The following is a 20,115-nucleotide window of genomic DNA, read 5'->3' as shown; positions in this document are numbered from 1 at the left end:
CGTCCGCCCTGACGCGCCACGCTGTGCGGCCACGCCGCTTGCTGTGGTGCGCGGGCCCGCTCGGCGCTACCGTGCCGTGGAGACGCCGAACCCCTCCAGACGAACGGGGATGGAACGATAAACCCCATGAGAGCCCGGGTACTCGTGGTCGACGACGACCCCGCCCTCGCCGAGATGCTCGGCATCGTGCTGCGCAGCGAGGGCTTCGTGCCGTCCTTCGTCGCGGACGGCGAACGGGCGCTGGCCGCTTTCCGCGACAACCGACCCGACATCGTCCTGCTCGACCTGATGCTCCCCGGCATGAGCGGCATCGACGTGGCCCGCGCCATCCGGGGCGAGTCCGGCGTGCCGATCGTGATGCTGACCGCCAAGAGCGACACCGTGGACGTGGTGCTCGGCCTGGAGTCCGGCGCCGACGACTACGTGGTCAAGCCGTTCAAGCCCAAGGAGCTGGTGGCCCGGATGCGGGCCCGGCTGCGCCGGGGCGAGGACGTGGCCCCGGAGATGCTGACGATCGGGCCGCCCGGCAACCAGATCACCATCGACGTGCCGGCGCACACGGTCAGCCGCGACGGCGACGAGGTGAAGCTGACCCCGCTGGAGTTCGACCTGCTGGTCGCGCTCGCCCGCAAGCCGCGCCAGGTCTTCACCCGCGAGGTGCTGCTGGAACAGGTCTGGGGCTACCGCCACGCCGCCGACACCCGCCTGGTGAACGTGCACGTGCAGCGGCTGCGCGCCAAGATCGAGCCGGATCCGGAGCGACCCGAAATCATCCTGACCGTGCGGGGCGTGGGTTACAAGGCGGGTACCGGATAGCCTGGTCAGCACTGTGGTGACCACCCCGCTGCCGGACACGCCGACCGCCGAGCCCCGCCGGCTCCACGCCGTGCGGGCGCTCTGGCTCGCCCTGAGCGGCCGGGTCGCCCGGCTGGTCGCCGCGGTGCACCAGGCCTGGCGGCGGTCGCTCCAGGTGCGTGTGGTCACCATCACGCTGGTGGCGTCGAGTCTGCTGGTGGGCGGTTTCGCCTACCTGATCGCCGACAAGATCACCAGCATCCTGCTGGAGAACGCCGAGACCGACGTGCGGCTGCGGCTGAGCAACGGCAGCGAGTACGCGGCGAAGCAGTTCAACCTCTACAGCCAGCCGCAGGAGGCGCAGCTCCAGAACACCATCGACGGCACGGTGAACTACCTTGCCGGCGGTGACCCGACGCAGACCAGCGGCGTCGTGGTGGCGATCACCGCCGACAACTTCGCCGAGTTCATCGAGCCGCGCACCACGCCCGAGGTGCCGGTGGGCACGGTGATCGGCGACGAGCTGCGGGCCGCCGTGGCCTCCGGCAAGGTCGCCCACCAGATCCGCACCGGGTCGCTCGGCGGCGAACGCACCAAATACCTGGTCTACGGCTCCCCGGTGCCCACCAAGTTCGGGCAGGTCGAGCTCTACTACCTCGTACCCCTGGCCCGGCAGGACGCGACGGCGGCCGACGCCCGGGCCACGGTGGTCGCCACCGGCGTCGCGCTCGTCCTCCTGCTCGGCCTGCTGGCCGCCCTGGTCACCCGCCTGGTGGTGACGCCGGTACGGGTGGCCGCGCGCACCGCGCAGCGGCTCTCCGCCGGCCTGCTCGACCAGCGCATGGTGGTCTCCGGCGAGGACGACCTCGCCCTGCTGGCCGCCTCGTTCAACCAGATGGCGACGAACCTGCAACGGCAGATCCTCCGGCTGGAGGAGATGTCCCGGCTGCAACGCCGGTTCACCTCCGACGTCTCGCACGAGCTGCGGACCCCGTTGACCACGGTCCGGATGGCCGCCGACCTGATCTTCGCCGAGCGGGACGAGTTCGACCCGGCGGTGGCCCGCAGCGCCGAGCTGCTCCAGGCCGAGCTGGACCGGTTCGAGGAGCTGCTCACCGACCTGCTGGAGATCAGCCGGTTCGACGCCGGCTTCGCGGTGCTGGACAGCGAGCCCACCGACCTGGTGCCGGTGGTGCACCGGGTCACCGAGCGGCTGGCCGGGCTGGCCGAGCGGGTCGGGGTCACGATCGAGCTGGACCTGCCGGACACTCCGGTGATCGCCGAGGTCGACCCGCGCCGCGTCGAGCGGGTGCTGCGCAACCTGGTCGGCAACGCGGTCGAGCACGGCGAGGCCAAACCGGTACGGATCACCCTGGGCCAGGACCGCAGCGCGGTGGCGATCACCGTGCGGGACCACGGCGTCGGCCTCAAGCCGGGGGAGGAGAAGCTGGTGTTCAACCGCTTCTGGCGGGCCGACCCGTCGCGGGCCCGGCAGACCGGCGGCACCGGGCTCGGCCTGTCGATCAGCCTGGAGGACGCCCGCCTGCACGGCGGCTGGCTGGAGGCGTGGGGCGCGCCCGGCCAGGGCGCCCAGTTCCGGCTCACGCTGCCGGCCCGGGCCGGGGACCGGCTCACCACCTCCCCGCTGCGGCTGGTGCCGGCCGACGCCACGGTGCCGTTCGGCGGTCCCCGCGACGGCGGCCTGCTCGCCATCGGCCCGGGCACCGACGCCGGAACGCTGGCCGTGGAGCCCGCCACCGACGGCGACCGGGCGGAGGTCCGGCCGTGAGCCGCCGCGCCCTGGCCCTGCTGCTGGCCGGCGCCCTGCTTCCGGCCGCGCTCGTCGGCTGCGGCATCCCGGGTGAGACAGACGTCCAGATCGACGGCTCGGTGCCGGCCGCGCAGGGCGGGGCGCTCAACGGCAGTCCGGCCCGGCCGCCCGAACCGGCCGACAGCAGCGAGCCGGTGCCGTTCATCGAGAACTACCTGCGGGCGGCGGCGGCCGGGGAACGCGACCAGGCGTACGCCCGGGCCCGGAAGTTCCTCGCCGAGGAGTCCCGCGACCTGCTCCCGGGCAAGCCGCAGACCAGCGAGGTCGAGTTGACCGTGGTGCGGCTGCGGGAGAAGCCGGAGAGCACGCCGCCGAACAACCAGGGCACCAGCACGGTGACGCTCAAGGTGCAGCAGGTCGGCGTGCTGCGGGCGGACGGCACGCTCGGGCCGCCGGTGGCCAGCGACACGCAGTACGTCTTCGAGCTGCGCCGCGCCGAGCCGGCCGGGACCGGGCTGCTGATCACCGAGGCGCCGAACGTGCTGCTGGCCAGTGACTCGGCGATGCGTGAGTACTACCGCCCCCGCACCGTCTACTTCTGGAACTCGGACCAGACCCGGCTGGTGCCGGACCAGCGCTACCTGCTCTCCTCGGCACCGACCGAGCGGCGGATCACCGAGGTGATGAAGTGGCTGGCGGACCGCCCCTCGGACTGGCTGGCCGCCGGCGTGACCGGGTTGCCCGACGGCACCCAGCTGATCAACAACGCGACCGGGACGGACGGGCACTGGGAGATCAACCTGAACATGCCGGGGGCCAACGAGCAGCGGCTGAACCGGCTCGGCACCCAGTTGGCCTGGTCCCTGTCGGACCTGGACGGCGTGGTCGACCTCAAGATCCAGAACCAGAAGCGGCTGACCGTCGCCCTCCGGCGGGAGCGCGTCTCGGTCGTCGCGTACCCGCGCGGGGCGAACCCGATGCGGCTGGGCGTCTACGACGGTGCCGTACGCCCACTGGCGTTCGGCAACGAGCCGCGGGCCGCCGTGCCGCTGCCGCCGGAGGAGAACCGCAACGTGGTCTCCGCCGCGCTCGCCCGTGCCGAGGAACAGGTGCTGGCCGCGCTCGTCGTCACCGGCGCCGACAACCGCAAGCGGCTCAAGGTGGGCTCCGGCGCGGAGCCGGTGGCCACGCTCAACGCGAGCGACCGCACGTTCCGCGCGATGAGCCGCCCGACCTGGCTGCGGTCGCTGACCAAGGCCCGGCCGGGTGGCCTGGTGGCGGCAGACGGCAAGCTCTACCGGTTCGACGGGTCGGGCCGGATGAGCGAGATCGCGCTGTCCGTGTCCGGCCCGGTGACGGCGGTCGCCGGTTCCCTCGAAGGCCACCGGGTCGCACTGGTCAGCGGCGGCGCGCTCTACGTCGCCGCGGTCAGCGTCGACGGCGGCGTGGTCAACCTGGGACAGCCGCGCCGGGTGGCCACCCTGCTCACCGGCGTGACGGTGGTGGACTGGGTGGCGGAGAACGAACTCGTGCTGGCCGGCAACGAGGCGGACCGGCGTTCGGCGATCCACCAGCTCAGCGTCGACGGCGTGTGGGAGACCCCGCTGGCGGTGGAGATCGGCGCCCCGGTCACCCAGCTCGCCGGGTATCCGGGCGGCAGCGACCGGGGCCTGGCCGCGTTCTCGTTCATGTTCGAGACGGACGGGGCGGCCTGGCGGAACAACCCGTTCGACTTCGTCAAGCGGGAGCAGGTGCTCGACGTGCCGGCCGGCAGCCGGGCGACCAACCCGACCGCCCCGTTCTTCCTCTACTGAGCCGCCGTGCGTGACCTCGGCGGGCTCTGGTCGGACCTGACCGACCTGGTGCTGCCCGCCGGGTGCGCCGGCTGCGGCGGGGGAGCGGCGCGGCTGCGGCAGGGCTTCTGCCCCGGCTGCGTACGCGAACTGGAGTCGCTGCGCCCCGCGCCCACCCGGCCCGATCCGGCCCCGCCCGGCCTGCCGCCCTGTGTCGCGCTCGGCCCGTACGGCGGGGCGCTGCGCGAGGCGCTGCTCGCGTACAAGGAACGGGGCCGGCACGGGCTGGCCCGGCCGCTCGGCGCGCTGCTGGCGGAGGTGGTCGCCGAGGCGGTGGGGCCGCCCGGCCCGGTGACGCTGGTGGCGGTGCCGGACACGGCCCGCGCCGCCCGGGCCCGGTACGGCGACCACCTGGACCGGCTGGTCCGCCCGGCGGCGTCCCGGCTGCGCGCGGCCGGCTGGCCGGTACGCGTGCTGCGACCGCTGCGGGCACTGTCCCGGCCCGACTCGGTGACGCTGGACAGCGCCGGACGGGCCACCGCGGCCGAGGCGGCGTTCCGGTTGCGCCGCCCCGTGACCGGACACCGCCCGGCCGGGACCGTGGTGCTGCTGGACGACATCGTCACCACCGGCGCGACGCTCGCGGCGGTGAGCCGGATGTTGCACCGCGCGGGAATGACGCCAAAGGCCGCGGCCGTGCTCGCCGCAACGCAAAAGCGGCACGTTCGGTGACGCTTCGTGTATCCGTTTCACCCCATGGTGTATGAGGTGTTAAATTCCGCAACCCCTTTCGGCAACCAGGGGTGACGGTTGGCGGTAGAGGAGTTAGCGTTTCGGTGTCGGGGGTAGAGAGGATGCCAACCTTCCCCCGGCGCTGGAAGGAGGCGTAGCCGAACACCACCGGTCGACGCCGAGCGGGGCCCTCCCGGGCGGGTCGACCGGATTCTCCGGACCGAACGACCGTCCGAACAAGGGAGGTCACGTGGACATCGTGGTCAAGGGCCGTAACGTCGAAGTGCCGGACCATTACCGGGTGCACGTAGCCGAGAAGCTCGCGAAGATCGAACGCTACGACCAGAAGCTCATTCGCGTGGACGTCGAGTTGTTCCACGAGCGCAATCCACGCCAGGCGGACCACTGCCAGCGAGTGGAGATCACCTGTGTCACGCGCGGCCCGGTGATCCGGGCCGAGGCCTGCACGAGCGACTTCTACAGCGCGCTCGACGCCGCAATCGCCAAGTTGGACACCCGCTTCCGCCGCGCTGCGGACCGCCGCCGGGTGCACCGGGGGCGGCACGCGCCGATCTCCGTGGCCGCCGCGACCGCCGGACTGCCGGTGGCCGAACTCGACGGGCCCGGCCTGGCGGCGCGCGACGGCCACGGCGCCGCCACCGCCGTCGCCGAACGTCCCGACGAGGACGGTTACGTCGAACCCGACGACCAGCCGTGGCACATCGCCCGGGCGAAGGTCCACCCCGCCGATCCGATGACCGTCGACGACGCGCTGTTCCAGATGGAACTGGTCGGCCACGACTTCTACCTGTTCCAGGACAAGGAGTCCGGCCGCCCGAGCGTGGTCTACCGGCGGCACGCGTACGACTACGGGATCATCCAGCTCGACACGTGACCCCTTGACCGGTGAGACGGGCCCCCGCACGCGCGGGGGCCCGTCTCAGTTCTCGTCGGTGGCGAGCCGGCCGTAGACCACCGAGTCGACCCGGGCGCCGTCCGGGCCGGGCAACCGCCCGCGCAGCAGCCCTTCCCGCCGGAAGCCGGCCCGTTCCAGCACGCGCTGCGAGGCCACGTTGTCCGGCCGGGTGCCGGCCCAGAGCCGGGCCACCCCGATGCCGAACGCCCACCCGGCGACCAGCCGGACCGTACGCGCGGCCAGCCCGCGCCCGCGCGCCTCCGGCAGCAGGCTGTAGCCGATCATCGCCTGGCCGGTGGCGGGCTCGTCGTAGAACAGCGCGCACCCGCCGACGACAGCGCCGGTCACCGCGTCGACGATCGCCAGGTCGGCAGCCTCGCCGGCCAGCCAGCGGCTCGCCGCCAGCCGGCAGCGCCGCGCGAGCGCGGCCCGCTCCGGCGCCACCGGCGGCACCCGGTTCGCCACCACCTCCGGCAGCGAGTGCAGCCGGTGCAGCACGTCGGTGTCCGCCGGCCCCACCGGGCGCAGCGTCACCACGCCGTCGGTGAGCCGGCCGCCGGGCAGGTCCGGCAGCAGACGGCCGACCGGTCCCGGCGGGTCGTCGGCCAGCCGCACCCAGGCGATCAGATCCTCGCGTACGCCGCCCGCGCTCGCGCCCGCCGCCCGGCGTACGCCCTCGTGCCGGTAGCCGCAGGCCAGGGCGATGCGCTGGCTCGGCACGTTGTCGACGCGGGTGAGCAGTTCCAGCCGGGCCGCCCCGGCGGCGAACGCACGCTCGGTCAGCAGCCGGGTGGCGGCGCTCGCCACGCCCCGGCCGCGCGCCGCGGGACCCACCCAGTAACCGATCTCGTAGCTCGCCCGCTCCGCGCTGAGCCGGCTCAGGCCGATGCTGCCGAGGAGCCGGTCGGTGGCCGGGTCGGCGATCGTGTACGCGGCCCCACCCGCCGCCCACGCCGCCGGCGAGCCCTCGGTGATCCACCAGCGGGCGGCGTCCTCGTCGTAGGGATCGGGCAGCAGGGGCATGAACCGGCGGGTCTCCGGGTCGGCGCACCCGGCCACCATGTCCGGCACGTCCCCGAGGTGGCACGGCCGCAGCCGTACGCCGTACCCCTCGATCGTCTCCGGCGTCACACCAGGTCCTCCGGCAGCAGCGCGCCGATCCACGCGTCCTGGCGCTCGCCGCGGTGCTGGACGCCGCCGCGCAGCGTGCCCTCGACGGTGAAGCCGGCCTTCTCGGCGGCCCGCCGCGAGGCGGTGTTGCCCACGTTGGCCCGCCACTCGATCCGGGCCAGGCCGAGCGTGGTGAAGCCCCAGGCGCACACGGCGGTGAGCGCGGCCGGCAGGTAACCCCGGCCGCGCGCGTGCGGCGCGGTCATGTAGCCCACGTCGGCCACCAGCGGGTCGTTGGGGAGGATGCGCAGGTCGATCGAGGCGACGTAGCTGTCGTCCGGGTCGGCCACGGCGAACGTCGCGGCGGTGCCCCGGGCCCAGGCCGGGCGGACCAGGTCGTGCAGGAAGCCCTCGGCGTGCTCCGGCCGGTACGGGTGCGGCACCGTGGTCCAGCGGATCGTCTGCTCGTCCTGGCAGGTGCGGGTCACCGCGGGCAGGTCGCGCTCCTCCAGCGCGCGCAGCCGCAGCTCGGTGTCCCCGGCGGTGGCGAACAGGACCGGCTGCGGGCGGCCGAAGACCGCCGCGCGGCGGGCCTGCAGCGTGTCCGGCCCGTAGGGGACCGGGTCGCCGGGCGCGGCCAGCTCGGCCGGGAACAGGGAGCCGATCCAGCCCTCCGGACGGCCGCCGGCGCTGGGGTGGGCCAGCCGCAGTTCACCCTCGACGCGGAAGCCGGCGCGCAGCGCGACCAGCCGCGAGGCGTGGTTGCCGATCTCGGCCTGCCAGATGAGCCGGCGCAGCTTGAGCGCGTCGAACGCCCAGCGGGCGAGCGCGCGGGTGGCGCGGACCGCGACGCCCCGGCCCCGGGCCCACGGCGCGGTCCAGTAGCCGACCTCGGCCGAGTCCAGCTCGCGGTCCACGGAGACCAGGCCACACGAGGCGAGCAGCTCCCCGGTGCCGGCGTCGCAGACCGCGAACGGTGCGCCCGCGCCCTCGGCCCAGGCGGTCGCGCTGAACGTGGTCACGAACTCGGCGGCGTGCTCCGGCAGGTACGGGCGAGGTACGGTGGTCCAGCGCTGGATGTCCGGATCCTGGCAGGCACGGTGCACCGCGTCGGCGTCCGCCGCACGCCAGGGGCGCAGCAGCAGGCCGTCCTCGATGATCTCCACAGGCTCCATCCGAGCCATCGTGCCGGATCGTTCGCGCACGGCGTAACCCGATTAGCGGCCGGTGGCGCACGGTCGCGGCGTTATGTCGGGTTCCGGAGCCCGGACCGCCGCCACCAGTGACCATCGTCGCCTCCGAGCGCCTACGATGGTTCGAGACCGTCTAGGGGAGCGTTGATCCGTGTCGATTCTGGAAAAGGTCCTTCGCGCCGGCGAGGGGCGCATGGTGCGTCGGCTCAAGGCCATCGCGGCCGCCGTCAACTCGATCGAGGACGACTACGTCAACCTCAGCGACGACGAGCTACGCGGCATGACCGACCAGTTCAAGGAGCGGCTCGCTGACGGCGAGACCCTCGACGACCTGCTGCCCGAGGCGTTCGCGGTGTGCCGTGAGGCGGCCTCCCGGGTGCTCGGCCAGCGTCCCTACGACGTCCAGGTCATGGGTGGCGCGGCGCTGCACTTCGGCAACATCGCCGAGATGAAGACCGGTGAGGGCAAGACGCTCACCTCGGTCATGCCGGTCTACCTGAACGCGCTCGCCGGCAAGGGCGTGCACGTGGTCACCGTGAACGACTACCTGGCCGAACGCGACGCCGCCTGGATGGGCCGGGTGCACGAGTTCCTCGGCCTGCGCGTCGGCGTGGTGCTGCCCAACCGGCCCGCCACCGAGCACCGCGCGGCCTACGAGTGCGACATCACCTACGGCACGAACAACGAGTTCGGCTTCGACTACCTGCGCGACAACATGGCCTGGTCGAAGGACGAACTGGTCCAGCGCGGCCACTTCTTCGCCGTGGTCGACGAGGTCGACTCGATCCTCATCGACGAGGCGCGTACCCCGCTGATCATCTCCGGTCCGGCCGAGCACTCCGCCCGGTGGTACCAGGAGTTCGCCACCGTGGTGGCCCGGCTCCAGCCCGGCACCGACGGCGAGGGCGACTACGAGGTCGACTACGCCAAGCGCACCATCGCGATCACCGAGCGCGGCGTGGCCAAGGTGGAGGACCGCCTCGGCATCGACAACCTGTACGAGTCGGTGAACACCCCGCTCGTGGGCTACCTGAACAACGCCATCAAGGCGAAGGAACTCTACAAGCGCGACAAGGACTACATCGTCAACGACGGCGAGGTCCTGATCGTCGACGAGTTCACCGGCCGCATCCTGCACGGCCGCCGCTACAACGAGGGCATGCACCAGGCGATCGAGGCCAAGGAGGGGGTGGAGATCAAGCAGGAGAACCAGACCCTGGCCACCATCACCCTCCAGAACTACTTCCGCCTCTACGACAAGCTCTCGGGCATGACCGGTACCGCCCAGACCGAGGCGGGCGAGTTCAACAAGGTCTACAAGGTCGGCGTCGTGACCATCCCGACGCACCGGCCGATGGTCCGGCTCGACCGGCCCGACGTCATCTACAAGACCGAGAAGGCCAAGTTCAACGCCGTCGTCGAGGACATCGCCGAGCGGCACGAGCAGGGCCAGCCGGTGCTCGTCGGCACCGTCTCGGTGGAGAACTCCGAGATCCTGTCGCACATGCTGCGCCGCCGCGGCATCCCGCACTCCGTGCTGAACGCGAAGTTCCACGCCAAGGAGGCGGAGATCGTCGCCCAGGCCGGGCGCAAGGGCGCGGTCACCGTCGCGACCAACATGGCCGGCCGCGGTACGGACATCCTGCTCGGCGGCAACCCCGAGTTCCTCGCCGCGAACGAGCTGCGCCAGCGCGGGCTCGACCCGGTCGAGCAGCCGGAGGAGTACGCCAAGGCGATGGAGGAGATCCTTCCGACCTGGAAGCAGGCGTGTGACGTCGAGGCGGAGGAGGTCGCCGCCGCCGGTGGCCTCTACGTGCTGGGCACCGAGCGGCACGAGTCCCGCCGGATCGACAACCAGCTGCGCGGTCGCGCCGGCCGGCAGGGTGACCCGGGCGAGTCCCGCTTCTACCTGTCGCTGCAGGACGAGCTGATGAAGCGCTTCCGGGCCGGCGCGGTCGAGGCCGTGATGGACCGCTTCAACATCCCCGAGGACGTGCCCATCGAGTCGAAGATGGTCACCCGGCAGATCAAGAGTGCCCAGGCCCAGATCGAGGGCCAGAACGCCGAGATCCGCAAGAACGTCCTCAAGTACGACGAGGTGCTGAACAAGCAGCGCCAGGTGATCTACGCCGAGCGTCTGCGGGTGCTCAACGGCGAGGACCTGTCCGACCAGGTCCGCAACATGATCGACGACGTGGTGACCGCGTACGTGGTCGGCGCGACAAGCGACGGCTACGCCGAGGACTGGGACCTCGATCAGCTGTGGTCCAGCCTCAAGCAGCTGTACCCGGTCGGCGTCACAGTCGACGAGCTGGAGGAGGAGGTCGGTTCCCGCTCGGGCATCGACCAGGACTTCCTGCTCGCCCGCCTGAAGGAGGACGCGCACGCCGCGTACGACAGGCGCGAGGAGAGCCTCGGCGAGGAGGCGGTCCGCCAGCTCGAGCGGATGGTCCTGCTCCAGGTGATCGACCGCAAGTGGCGCGAGCACCTCTACGAGATGGACTACCTGCAGGAGGGCATCAGCCTGCGGGCGTACGCCCAGCGCGACCCGGTCATCGAGTACCAGCGCGAGGGCTTCGACATGTTCGCCACCATGATGGACGGCATCAAGGAGGAGACGGTCGGCTTCCTCTACAACCTGGACGTGCAGGTCGAGGAGGCCGAGCCGGAGGCCGAGGAGGTGCAGCTGCTGGAGAAGCCGGTGGAGATCCGGGCGAAGGGTCTCAACCGCGCGCCGCAGCAGCAGGGCCTGCAGTACTCCGCTCCCGCCGTGGACGGCGAGGCCGGTCGCGGCGCTCCGGTGATCGAGCGGCCCGAGCAGCAGGCGCCGGCGCTCGGCATCGGCCAGCAGTCGGAGCGCCCTGCCGCCGCCGGGCCGCGCCGGGCTCCGGCCGGTGCGAGCGGCCAGGCGGTCGCGGCGAGCACCGCCCGGCGGGCCGCCCCGGGCCAGGTCGACGGCGGCGAGGGCCCGTCCCGTAACGCGCCCTGCCCGTGTGGCTCGGGCCGCAAGTACAAGCGCTGCCACGGCTCGCCCAACGGCGGCAACTGACCCCGAACGCCCACGACGGGCCCCGGCCTCCCGGCCGGGGCCCGTCGCCGTCCCTGGGTTCCCCCAGTGCCCTCGCTCTCTCCCGCGATCTTGCAGTTCCGGCCCTCATCATGCCCGATTCATGACGTTATCTACGGGACGGAAGTGCAAGATCGGCGCCGGTGGAGGCGCGGGTGGCCGCGGCGCGGTCGAGCCGGGTCGGGGGGCCACGACCGGGCTCAGAGGACGTCCAGGACGAGGCACAGCCAGGTGCCTCGGCGGCGTTCCAGGCGTATCGCAACGGCCCAGCTCGTGCCTCCGACGCCGGCGAACACGGCGGTGGCCTCGACCGCGCCCGCGCGGGGCTCGCAGACCCGCAGACGCCGCAGGAGCAGAGTCGGCCGGGCGGTACGGCGGCGGACCGGGGTCACCCGACGGGCTGCTCGGGTCAGCTCGGCCGCGACCGGGCCGGCCGACTCGGGCACGCAGAGCGGCCGGAGCTGGCCGGGTGGCCGGAAGCCGTTGACGATCTCCAGGAAGGTGCGGACGAACCGGTGTGCGGCCCGCGTTCCCTCGGGTGCGGCGGACGCGAGGGCTGACGCGGGGGTGCCGGTCCAGCGTGGCCAGGCGGGTGCCGGGTCCGGGGCGCGGCCGGCGGGGCGTGCGGCGGCACCGCGGCGCGGATCGCTCAGGTCGAGGGTGAGCTGCCCGACGGGACTCCACAGCGGCTCCTCGTCGACGCACGGCGGGTCGAGTGGCGGGGCGGGCCGGAGACGGACCGGCGGGCGGGGTGCGCGGGGACGGCGGGTGTCGACCATCTCGAATCCTTGCGTTTGCCTTCGTTTGCCTCCGACAGGGCTTCATCTTCCCGGAATGGCGTCACCGGCGTCAATGGCCGACGGTCCTCGGGTGGTCACTCCTCGTCGCGCTCACCGAGCGGGTTCCCGCGTACCCACTCCGCCGTCTCGGCGTACTTCCGCTCGATGTATTCCTCCAGCCGGGAGCGCTCGACCCGCCACTGCCCCCGACCGCCGATCTTGATCGCCGGCAGCTCGCCACTGCGAACCATGTGGTAGACCTGCGAGTCCGAGACGTTCAGCTCGGCGGCGACGTCGGACAGCAGCAGGAACCTCGACTCCACGGTGACTCCCGGGGTTGGCTTCGTTTGCCTTAGTTTGCCATCACCGGCTGACATCGCCCCATGCCCGTTCGCCTGACACACCGGCGGGAGACTTCACCCGCGCGGATGCCGGGTGTATGACGGTCCTGGCGTACGGCATGATCGGCGCCCGGAGCCGGCGTCCGCCGGTGAGTGGCCTGAATGCGGGAGTGACCGGTGACCGACGAGCTTGTCCGGGTGTACCTGCCGGCGACCGTACCCATGCTCGCCCGGCTGCGCGAGGAGGGGCTGACCGCCGAGGCGGCGCACGCGGTCACCCCGGAACTGCGCGAGTGGTACGCCGAGGGCGACGAGGAGGAACTGGAGTACGTGGCCTTCACCCGGGCCGCCCAGGACGCGCTGTTCCTGCTCCGGAGCGACCCCGCCGCGCCCCGGCGACGGGTTGTCGTCTCGGCCGACCTGCCCGCCCGGGCGGTCGGACGGGTCGGCGGCGAGCTGGGGTCGAGCGTGGTCCGGCCGGCCGGACCGGTGCCGGTGAAGTCGGTCGCCGCGCTGCATGTCGACGGCGCGGAGGCGGTCGAGGACGTGGCCGCTGCCGTCGAGGTGGTGGCCGAGGCCCAGGCCGGGGACCCGGACGCCCAGTTCACCGTCGACGGTGCCGAGGACCACGAACTGGAGTGGTACGACGTGACCGAGCTGGACCTGCTGCTGCGCGAGGCCGGCTGAGCCGGCGGCTCAGGACGCCGCCGACTCGTCCGTCTCGTCCTCGACCGGGCGGGGGCCGAGCGTGCGGCCGAACACGATGAGCGTGGTCAGCGCGCCCACGAAGAGCACCCAGATCCCGTTGTCCACCCGCGAGGTGCCGAGCGCGGTCTGCGCCACCTCGTCGGCCTCGCTGAGCGCGGCGGCCAGGTCGAGCAGCCCGCGGCCGCCGATCCGGATGATCACCTCGGTGAGCAGCAGGAGCAGGCCCGCGCCCGCGCCGGCCACCAGGTACGCCGGCCAGCGCAGCGGCGACGCCACGCCGTCACGGCGCTCGGCCCGGCGACGGGACCAGGTCAGATAGAGGTACGCGGCGAGGCCGGCGAGCAGGCCGGCGAGCAGCGATTCGGTACGCGAGACCCACTTGGCGGCGTCGAGCACCGACTGCTGGGTCTCCCCGGCGCCGAACAGGTCGGACAGCGGGTCCCGGGCGCGGCTGAACAGCACCACGAAGATCTGCGCGGTGAGCGTCGCAGCGGTGATCGCACCCACCACCCGGGCCTGACGCGCGCCCGCCATCGCGCCGCCGATGATCGCGGCTGCCGCCGTGGTCCCGGCGATCGTGTTCGTGGTGGCGTTGTCCGCGTACGTCAGGTTGATCGCCACCGCGGCGAGCAGCCCGACCACCAGGCCGGTCCCGACGGCGGCCAGGAACCGCAGCGTGGCCCGGCCGAGCCGGTTGGTCGCGGCCAGGGCGACGGTGGCGCCGGTGACCAGCGCCGCGGTGATGACGCCGGGCAGCGCGTACGCGGAGAGGCTGATCGCGGTGACGCCGGCCGCGGTCGAGTGGATCGCCTCGCGGGTCGACCAGAGCATGGCGGCCAGCCATCCGAGCGAGAGCAGGGCGAGCACGAGCGCGCCCGGGGCGAACTCCGCCCGCCCGCCGGTGACAGTCCCCTCGTCCCCATGCGCGGGTCCGGCTGCGTCCTCGCCCGTCCGAGCCTCGCTCGCCGGTGCCTCTCCGGAGGGCGCCTTGACGGAGGGCGCCTTGACGGAGGACGCCTTGACGGAGGACGTCTCGACGGCGGCCCCGTCGCCCGTGGTCGGCCCGACGGTCTCGGGCTGATCCGTCTCCGCGGCCGTGGAGCTGCCGGGCTGGTTGCTCATCGTCTTCCCTTCGACGGTCGCCGGATCCCCGAGCCGGGCCGGGCAGGTCACCGGTCATCCAGCGTACGCGGCGCATCACCACTCCTCGGGTGGGCCGTGTGCCGTGTGCGCGTTGATCGACTGCAGTACGGCGATGTGGTGGCATCCCGAGGGCCCGGATACCACCATTTCCCCGAGGTGGAGTGGATCAATGGCCGATAACCGCCAGCCCGGCGGTCCGTGTGGTGCCGTTGGTCGACTCCAGCTCGGGGAGGTGCCGCCCGGAGGCCCGGAACACCGCCACCCCCGAGGTGGGCTGGATCAAAGGTCGAGTGAGCGCCGACGAATCGTCGACCAACTGGGGTGCGATCCGATGTTTCGTCGGATCCGGGCGGGTTGGGGCCGACGGTCCGGAGATGAACCGGCCGTACGGTGTGCCAGGGAGGCGCGTCCGGCGAGGGCTTGTCGTGACAGAATCGGGCCAGGTCCCGCCGCCGCCCACCCCGCGGCGCCCCGGTGTCCGGCCGCCCGGCCGGCGCCCGCGGGTCCGGTTTCGCCGTCGCCGTCGAGATCGCCAGGAGCCTGTTGATGGACGCCGTGTTCTCCGTACCCGAGCCGCTCAACGAGCCGGTCCACTCCTACGAGCCCGGCAGCGCCGACCGGGAACGGCTCCAGCGGCGGCTGGCCGAACTGGCCGCCGAGCGGATCGAGCTGCCCATGACGATCGCCGGCGAGCGGCGGATGGCCGGCGGCGCGTCGATCGACGTGGTGCAGCCGCACAACCACGCGCACGTTCTCGGCGTCACCGGGCACGCCACCCACGACGACGCCCGCGCCGCGGTGCAGGCCGCCAAGGACGCCGCGCCGATGTGGCGCGCGCTGCCGTTCGAGGAGCGGGTCGCGATCTTCCTGCGCGCCGCCGACCTGCTGGCCGGCCCCTGGCGGGACACGCTCAACGCGGCCACCATGCTCGGCCAGTCCAAGACCGCCGTGCAGGCCGAGATCGACTCGGCGTGCGAGCTGATCGACTTCCTGCGCTTCAACGTGCACTTCGCCCGGCGGCTCCTGGCCGAGCAGCCGCTGTCCTCGCCCGGGGTCTGGAACCGCCTCGACCACCGGCCGCTGGAGGGCTTCGTCTACGCGATCACCCCGTTCAACTTCACCGCGATCGCCGGCAACCTGCCGTCCGCGCCGGCCATGCTCGGCAACACGGTGGTCTGGAAGCCGTCCCCGACGCAGCAGTTCGCGGCGCACTTCACGATGCGCCTGTTCGAGGCCGCCGGCCTGCCGCCCGGCGTGATCAACATGGTCACCGGCCGCGGCGAGGAGGTCTCCGAGGTGGTGCTCGCCGACCCGGACCTGGCCGGCATCCACTTCACCGGCTCGACCAAGGTGTTCCAGCACCTGTGGAAGACCGTCGGCGACAACATCGCCCGCTACCGCGGTTACCCCCGCCTGGTCGGCGAGACCGGCGGCAAGGACTTCGTGGTCGCGCACACCAGCGCCGACGTGGACGCGCTGCACACCGCGCTGATCCGGGGCGCCTACGAGTACCAGGGGCAGAAGTGCTCGGCTGCCTCCCGCGCGTACGTCCCACGGTCGATCTGGGAGGGCGGGCTGCGCGACCGGCTCGCCGCCACCGCGGACTCGCTGACCTACGGCGACGTGACCGACTTCAGCAACTTCGGCGGCGCGGTGATCGACGACAAGGCGTTCGGCCGGCACACCGCCGCGCTGGAGCTGATCAAGGGTGACGACTCCTGCCGCATCCTGGCCGGCGGCACCGCCGACGACTCGGTCGGCTACTTCGTCCGGCCGACGCTGTTCGAGTGCTCCGACGCGGCGCACGAGACGTTCACCACCGAGTACTTCGGGCCGATCCTCGGCGTGCACGTCTTCGACGACGCCCGCTTCGACGAGGTGGTCACCCAGGCCGAGTCGATCGCGCCGTACGCGCTGACCGGGTCGATCTTCGCGACCGACCGCCGGGTGGTCGACCAGGTGGCGGAGAAGATGCGGTACGCGGCCGGCAACTTCTACATCAACGACAAGCCGACCGGCGCGGTGGTCGGGCAGCAGCCGTTCGGCGGCGCCCGGGCCAGCGGCACCAACGACAAGGCGGGTTCCTGGCACAACCTGGTCCGCTGGATGTCGCCTCGGACGATCAAGGAGACGTTCGTTCCGCCGACCGATCACACCTACCCGCACATGGGCTGAGACGCTCGAAGAGGGCCCGTCCCGGCCGGGACGGGCCCTCTTCCTCATCCGACAGTGCACATCGGACCGGTCCGCGGGTGCCGAAATAGGCAAATCCTGGACGCCAGAGCCGACAAAGTGGCAGCTTAGAGGGCATGGCGGATTCCGGAGTCAACCCGACGGCGGCAGCTTTGCTCGGCCTGCTGCACGACGGCCCGATGACTGGCGGCCAGTTGATGGCCGCGGCTGAGCGCCGGCTGGCGCCGTACTGGTCGATGACCCGCAGTCAGGTCTACCGGGAGCTACCGGTCCTGGCCGAGAAGGGTCTGGTGCGTCTCGGCAAGCCCGGGCCGCGCATGAGTCAGCCGTACGCGCTGACAGCTGCCGGTAAACGGACATTCTCCCGCTGGCTGGCGGAGAATCCCGGCAAGGACACCATCCGTAACCCGATAGCGCTACGGATGGCGTTCGGCAACCTGCACTCGGCGAGCCAGCTCAAGAACCTCTACGCGACGGCGAACGAATACCACACCGAGGCGCTGGCGGCGGTGCGGGAGCAGGTCAAGAACGCCAAGAAGGAAGGCGAGAGCTACGACGCCAGCGCGCTGGAGTTCGCCGTCGCCTACCACAAGGCGGCGCTGTCCTGGCTCAAGACCGCGCCGGTCGGCTGACCACCTGCAGCAGGTTGAGGGAACGACGCAGTAGTCTTGTCTGTCGTGACCGCTGCCGATTACGCCGAACAGCTCAAGGAACTCGACGCCACGCTGCGCAACATCGAGGCCGTGCTCGACCTCGACAAGCTGCGCGAGCAGAAGGCACGGCTGGAGCAGGAGGCCTCCGCGCCCGACCTCTGGGACGACCAGGCCAAGGCGCAGCAGGTGACGTCGCAGCTGTCGTACGTCAACGGCGAGATCACCAAGCTCGGCGACCTGCGCTCCCGGCTCGACGACGCCGGGGTGCTGCTGGAGCTGGCCCAGGCGGAGGACGACCCGGGCGCGCTGACCGAGGTCGAGTCGGAGATCGCCGGGCTGACCAAGGCCATCCAGGAGATGGAGGTCCGCACGCTGCTCTCCGGCGAGTACGACTCGCGGGAGGCGCTGGTGGCGATCCGGGCCGGGGCCGGCGGCGTGGACGCCGCGGACTTCGCCGAGATGCTGCTGCGGATGTACCTGCGCTGGGCCGAGCGGCACGGCTACCCGACCGAGGTCTACGAGACCTCGTACGCCGAGGAGGCGGGCCTGAAGTCGGCCACCTTCACGGTGAAGGTGCCGTACGCCTACGGCACGCTCAGCGTGGAGTCCGGCACGCACCGGCTGGTGCGGATCAGCCCGTTCGACAACCAGGGCCGCCGGCAGACCAGCTTCGCCGGCGTCGAGGTGCTGCCGGTCACCGAGCAGACCGACCACATCGACATCCCGGAGAACGAGGTCCGGGTGGACGTCTACCGGTCGTCCGGGCCGGGTGGGCAGAGCGTCAACACCACCGACTCGGCGGTGCGGCTGACCCACATCCCCACCGGCATCGTGGTGACCTGCCAGAACGAGAAGTCCCAGCTGCAGAACAAGGCCTCCGCGATGCGGGTGCTCCAGGCCCGGCTGCTGGAGCGCAAGCGGCAGGAGGAGGAGGAGAAGATGGCCGGCCTGAAGAGCGGCGGCACCAGCTCCTGGGGCGACCAGATGCGCTCGTACGTCCTGCACCCGTATCAGATGGTGAAGGATCTGCGTACCGAACAGGAGACGGGCAATCCGTCCTCGGTCTTCGACGGTGACCTGGACAGCTTCATCGAGGCGGGAATCCGCTGGCGGAAGCAGCAGCAGCTCAGCGCTGACGGTGCGTGATCACGTTCGGACTGAGCGCGTCATCGATCCCGTTCTGACCGGGTAAATCGATGACGCGCACCGCTTCGGCGGGCCTGGGGGCTTGGCTCTGCGGTTACACCGCGTAGACTACCGACCCGTGATTCAGCTTGAGCAAGTGACGAAGACGTACCCGAAGGCGTCCCGGCCTTCGCTCGACAACGTGTCCGTCTCGATCGAGAAGGGCGAGTTCGTCTTCTTCATCGGTCCATCCGGCTCCGGCAAGTCCACCATCATCAAGTTGCTGCTGCACGAGGTCACGCCCAACAAGGGTCGCGTCGTCGTCAACGGCAAGGACGTGACGTCGATGCGTTCCTGGAAGCGACCACACTTCCGGCGTTCCATCGGCTGCGTCTTCCAGGACTTCCGGCTGCTGCCGAACCGCACCGCGTACGAGAACGTGGCGTTCGCGCTGGAGGTGATCGGCAAGACGAAGGCGGTCGCCCGCCGGGTCGTGCCGGAGGTGCTGGAGCTGGTCGGTCTCGGTGGCAAGGAGCACCGCTACCCGCACGAGCTCTCCGGTGGTGAGCAGCAGCGTGTGGCGGTGGCCCGGGCGTTCGTCAACCGGCCACTGATCCTGCTGGCCGACGAGCCCACCGGAAACCTGGACCCGGACACCTCGATCGAGATCATGCGCCTGCTGGACCGGATCAACCGCACCGGCACGACCGTCGTGATGGTCACGCACGACTCCAACATCGTGAACCAGATGCGGCGCCGGGTGATCGAGATCGAGAGCGGCCGCATCGTGCGCGACCAGGCCCGCGGCGTCTACGGCTGAGCCGTACGACGTTCCGTAGACCCTGACGACGAACCCTCACGCCGGAGAGCCGGAGGAATATCCCGATGCGGATGAAGTACGTCCTGTCCGAAGTACTGGTCGGGCTGTGGCGCAACGTCACCATGACCATCGCCATGATCATCACAATGGCGGTGTCGCTGTTCATGCTGGGCGGCAGCGGCCTTCTGTACCAGAAGGTCGGCGACATGAAGGACCTCTACTACGAGAACGTCGAGGTCTCGATCTTCCTGAAGACCGACGCCACCAAGGAACAGGTCGACGCGCTGGGTCAGCAACTCGACCAGGACCCGCTGGTCAAGGACTCGACGTACGTCAACAAGGACCAGGCGTACGAGCGCTTCCAGCAGATGTACGCCGACGCCCCGGACCTGGTCAGCGCGGTCAAGCCGGACCAGCTTCCCGAGTCGTACCGGGTGAAGCTCAACGACCCCGAGCAGTACAAGGCGATCTACGACAAGTACAAGACCGCCGAGGGCATCGACACGATCGTCGACCAGAGCAAGCTGCTCGACAAGGTCTTCGGCGTGCTCAGCGGCTTCCAGAACGGCGCGCTCGCGATCGCTATGGTGATGGCCGTCGCCGCCCTGCTGCTCGTCGCGAACACCATCCAGGTGGCCGCGTACAGCAAGCGGCGTGAAGTGGCGGTCATGAAGCTGGTCGGCGCGTCGAACTGGTTCATCCAGGCGCCGTTCGTGCTGGAGGCGGTGGTGGCCGGTCTGTTCGGCTCCATCCTCGGCCTGCTGGCGTTGATCGCGGTGAAGGTGCTCGCGGCCGGCAGTTCGATGGCGGCCCTGGAGGGCCTGATCACCCCGATCTCCTGGTCCGACATCTTCCTGACCTTCCCGCTGATGGCCGCCGTCGGTGGCGTGGTCAGCGCGGTCACCGCCTGGGTCACGCTCCGCTTCTACCTGCGGGTCTAGTCACCCGTCCGGCTCCGGCAAGGGCCCTCCCACGC

General features: G+C 71.6%; 17 protein-coding genes. 12 read left to right on the top strand and 5 right to left on the bottom strand.

Annotated elements, in window-relative coordinates:
• Positions 1 to 126: 126 nt before the first annotated feature.
• The 5 genes from mtrA (at position 127) to hpf (ending at position 5,986) form a co-directional block, all read left to right on the top strand.
• Positions 127 to 816 carry an MtrAB system response regulator MtrA gene (gene mtrA / locus DQE82_RS03220; protein WP_030501405.1) on the top strand — a complete coding sequence of 230 codons (690 nt, stop codon included), beginning with the start codon at positions 127 to 129 and terminating at the stop codon, positions 814 to 816.
• Positions 817 to 832: 16 nt separating this feature from the next.
• Entirely contained in the window at positions 833 to 2,584 is a 1,752-nt protein-coding gene (gene mtrB, locus DQE82_RS03215; RefSeq protein WP_370446772.1) for an MtrAB system histidine kinase MtrB, read from the top strand.
• Positions 2,581 to 4,380: an LpqB family beta-propeller domain-containing protein gene (locus DQE82_RS03210; protein WP_113971963.1), complete on the top strand. Its 1,800-nt coding sequence runs from the start codon at positions 2,581 to 2,583 to the stop codon at positions 4,378 to 4,380. Before mtrB ends, DQE82_RS03210 begins: the two co-directional genes overlap by 4 nt.
• A gap of 6 nt (positions 4,381 to 4,386) precedes the next feature.
• Positions 4,387 to 5,091 carry a ComF family protein gene (locus DQE82_RS03205; RefSeq protein ID WP_043326388.1) on the top strand — a complete coding sequence of 235 codons (705 nt, stop codon included), beginning with the start codon at positions 4,387 to 4,389 and terminating at the stop codon, positions 5,089 to 5,091.
• 250 nt (positions 5,092 to 5,341) lie between these two features.
• Positions 5,342 to 5,986, top strand: coding sequence for a ribosome hibernation-promoting factor, HPF/YfiA family (gene hpf, locus DQE82_RS03200; protein ID WP_064447737.1), 645 nt, complete (start codon positions 5,342 to 5,344; stop codon positions 5,984 to 5,986).
• A 45-nt stretch (positions 5,987 to 6,031) separates the two neighbouring features.
• Here hpf and DQE82_RS03195 read toward each other — a convergent pair whose 3' ends face one another.
• Positions 6,032 to 7,138 (bottom strand): GNAT family N-acetyltransferase, encoded by a 1,107-nt coding sequence (locus tag DQE82_RS03195; RefSeq protein ID WP_113971962.1) that lies wholly within the window; start codon positions 7,136 to 7,138, stop codon positions 6,032 to 6,034.
• The gene (locus DQE82_RS03190) at positions 7,135 to 8,292 is read right to left on the bottom strand and encodes a GNAT family N-acetyltransferase (protein ID WP_113971961.1); all 1,158 of its coding nucleotides are present in this window, start codon (positions 8,290 to 8,292) and stop codon (positions 7,135 to 7,137) included. Before DQE82_RS03190 ends, DQE82_RS03195 begins: the two co-directional genes overlap by 4 nt.
• Positions 8,293 to 8,461: 169 nt before the next feature.
• Between DQE82_RS03190 and secA the strand changes: the two genes are divergently transcribed.
• A complete protein-coding gene (gene secA / locus DQE82_RS03185; RefSeq protein WP_043326381.1) occupies positions 8,462 to 11,359 on the top strand; it encodes a preprotein translocase subunit SecA in 2,898 nt (965 codons plus the stop codon).
• Between the two features lie 218 nt (positions 11,360 to 11,577).
• On the opposite strand, the gene DQE82_RS03180 is transcribed toward secA, so the two are convergent.
• Positions 11,578 to 12,156, bottom strand: coding sequence for an Rv3235 family protein (locus DQE82_RS03180; RefSeq protein ID WP_043326379.1), 579 nt, complete (start codon positions 12,154 to 12,156; stop codon positions 11,578 to 11,580).
• A gap of 95 nt (positions 12,157 to 12,251) precedes the next feature.
• Positions 12,252 to 12,533: a helix-turn-helix domain-containing protein gene (locus tag DQE82_RS03175; RefSeq protein WP_247660237.1), complete on the bottom strand. Its 282-nt coding sequence runs from the start codon at positions 12,531 to 12,533 to the stop codon at positions 12,252 to 12,254.
• 141 nt (positions 12,534 to 12,674) lie between these two features.
• On the opposite strand from DQE82_RS03175, the gene DQE82_RS03170 reads away from it, so the two are divergent.
• Positions 12,675 to 13,184, top strand: a complete 510-nt coding sequence (locus DQE82_RS03170) for a hypothetical protein (RefSeq protein ID WP_043326377.1) — start codon at positions 12,675 to 12,677, stop codon at positions 13,182 to 13,184.
• A gap of 9 nt (positions 13,185 to 13,193) precedes the next feature.
• Here the strand turns inward: DQE82_RS03170 and DQE82_RS03165 are convergent, their stop codons facing one another.
• Positions 13,194 to 14,327, bottom strand: a complete 1,134-nt coding sequence (locus DQE82_RS03165; RefSeq protein ID WP_113972355.1) for a hypothetical protein — start codon at positions 14,325 to 14,327, stop codon at positions 13,194 to 13,196.
• Positions 14,328 to 14,894: 567 nt separating this feature from the next.
• Here DQE82_RS03165 and pruA point away from each other — a divergent pair.
• The 5 genes from pruA to ftsX all read left to right on the top strand — a co-directional run bounded on the left by pruA (position 14,895) and on the right by ftsX (position 20,080).
• The gene (gene pruA / locus DQE82_RS03160; protein WP_113972354.1) at positions 14,895 to 16,523 is read left to right on the top strand and encodes an L-glutamate gamma-semialdehyde dehydrogenase; all 1,629 of its coding nucleotides are present in this window, start codon (positions 14,895 to 14,897) and stop codon (positions 16,521 to 16,523) included.
• Positions 16,524 to 16,657: 134 nt separating this feature from the next.
• A complete protein-coding gene (locus DQE82_RS03155; protein ID WP_043326375.1) occupies positions 16,658 to 17,173 on the top strand; it encodes a PadR family transcriptional regulator in 516 nt (171 codons plus the stop codon).
• Between the two features lie 45 nt (positions 17,174 to 17,218).
• A complete protein-coding gene (gene prfB / locus DQE82_RS03150; protein WP_043326373.1) occupies positions 17,219 to 18,340 on the top strand; it encodes a peptide chain release factor 2 in 1,122 nt (373 codons plus the stop codon).
• A gap of 118 nt (positions 18,341 to 18,458) precedes the next feature.
• Positions 18,459 to 19,139: a cell division ATP-binding protein FtsE gene (gene ftsE, locus DQE82_RS03145; RefSeq protein ID WP_013284225.1), complete on the top strand. Its 681-nt coding sequence runs from the start codon at positions 18,459 to 18,461 to the stop codon at positions 19,137 to 19,139.
• Between the two features lie 65 nt (positions 19,140 to 19,204).
• On the top strand, positions 19,205 to 20,080 hold the full coding sequence (gene ftsX / locus DQE82_RS03140; RefSeq protein ID WP_030501420.1) for a permease-like cell division protein FtsX: 876 nt from the start codon (positions 19,205 to 19,207) through the stop codon (positions 20,078 to 20,080).
• Positions 20,081 to 20,115: the final 35 nt, after the last annotated feature.

This window comes from Micromonospora sp. LHW51205 (assembly GCF_003315815.1).
GTDB lineage: Bacteria > Actinomycetota > Actinomycetes > Mycobacteriales > Micromonosporaceae > Micromonospora > Micromonospora chalcea.
This window is presented reverse-complemented; position numbering and strand designations above follow the sequence as displayed.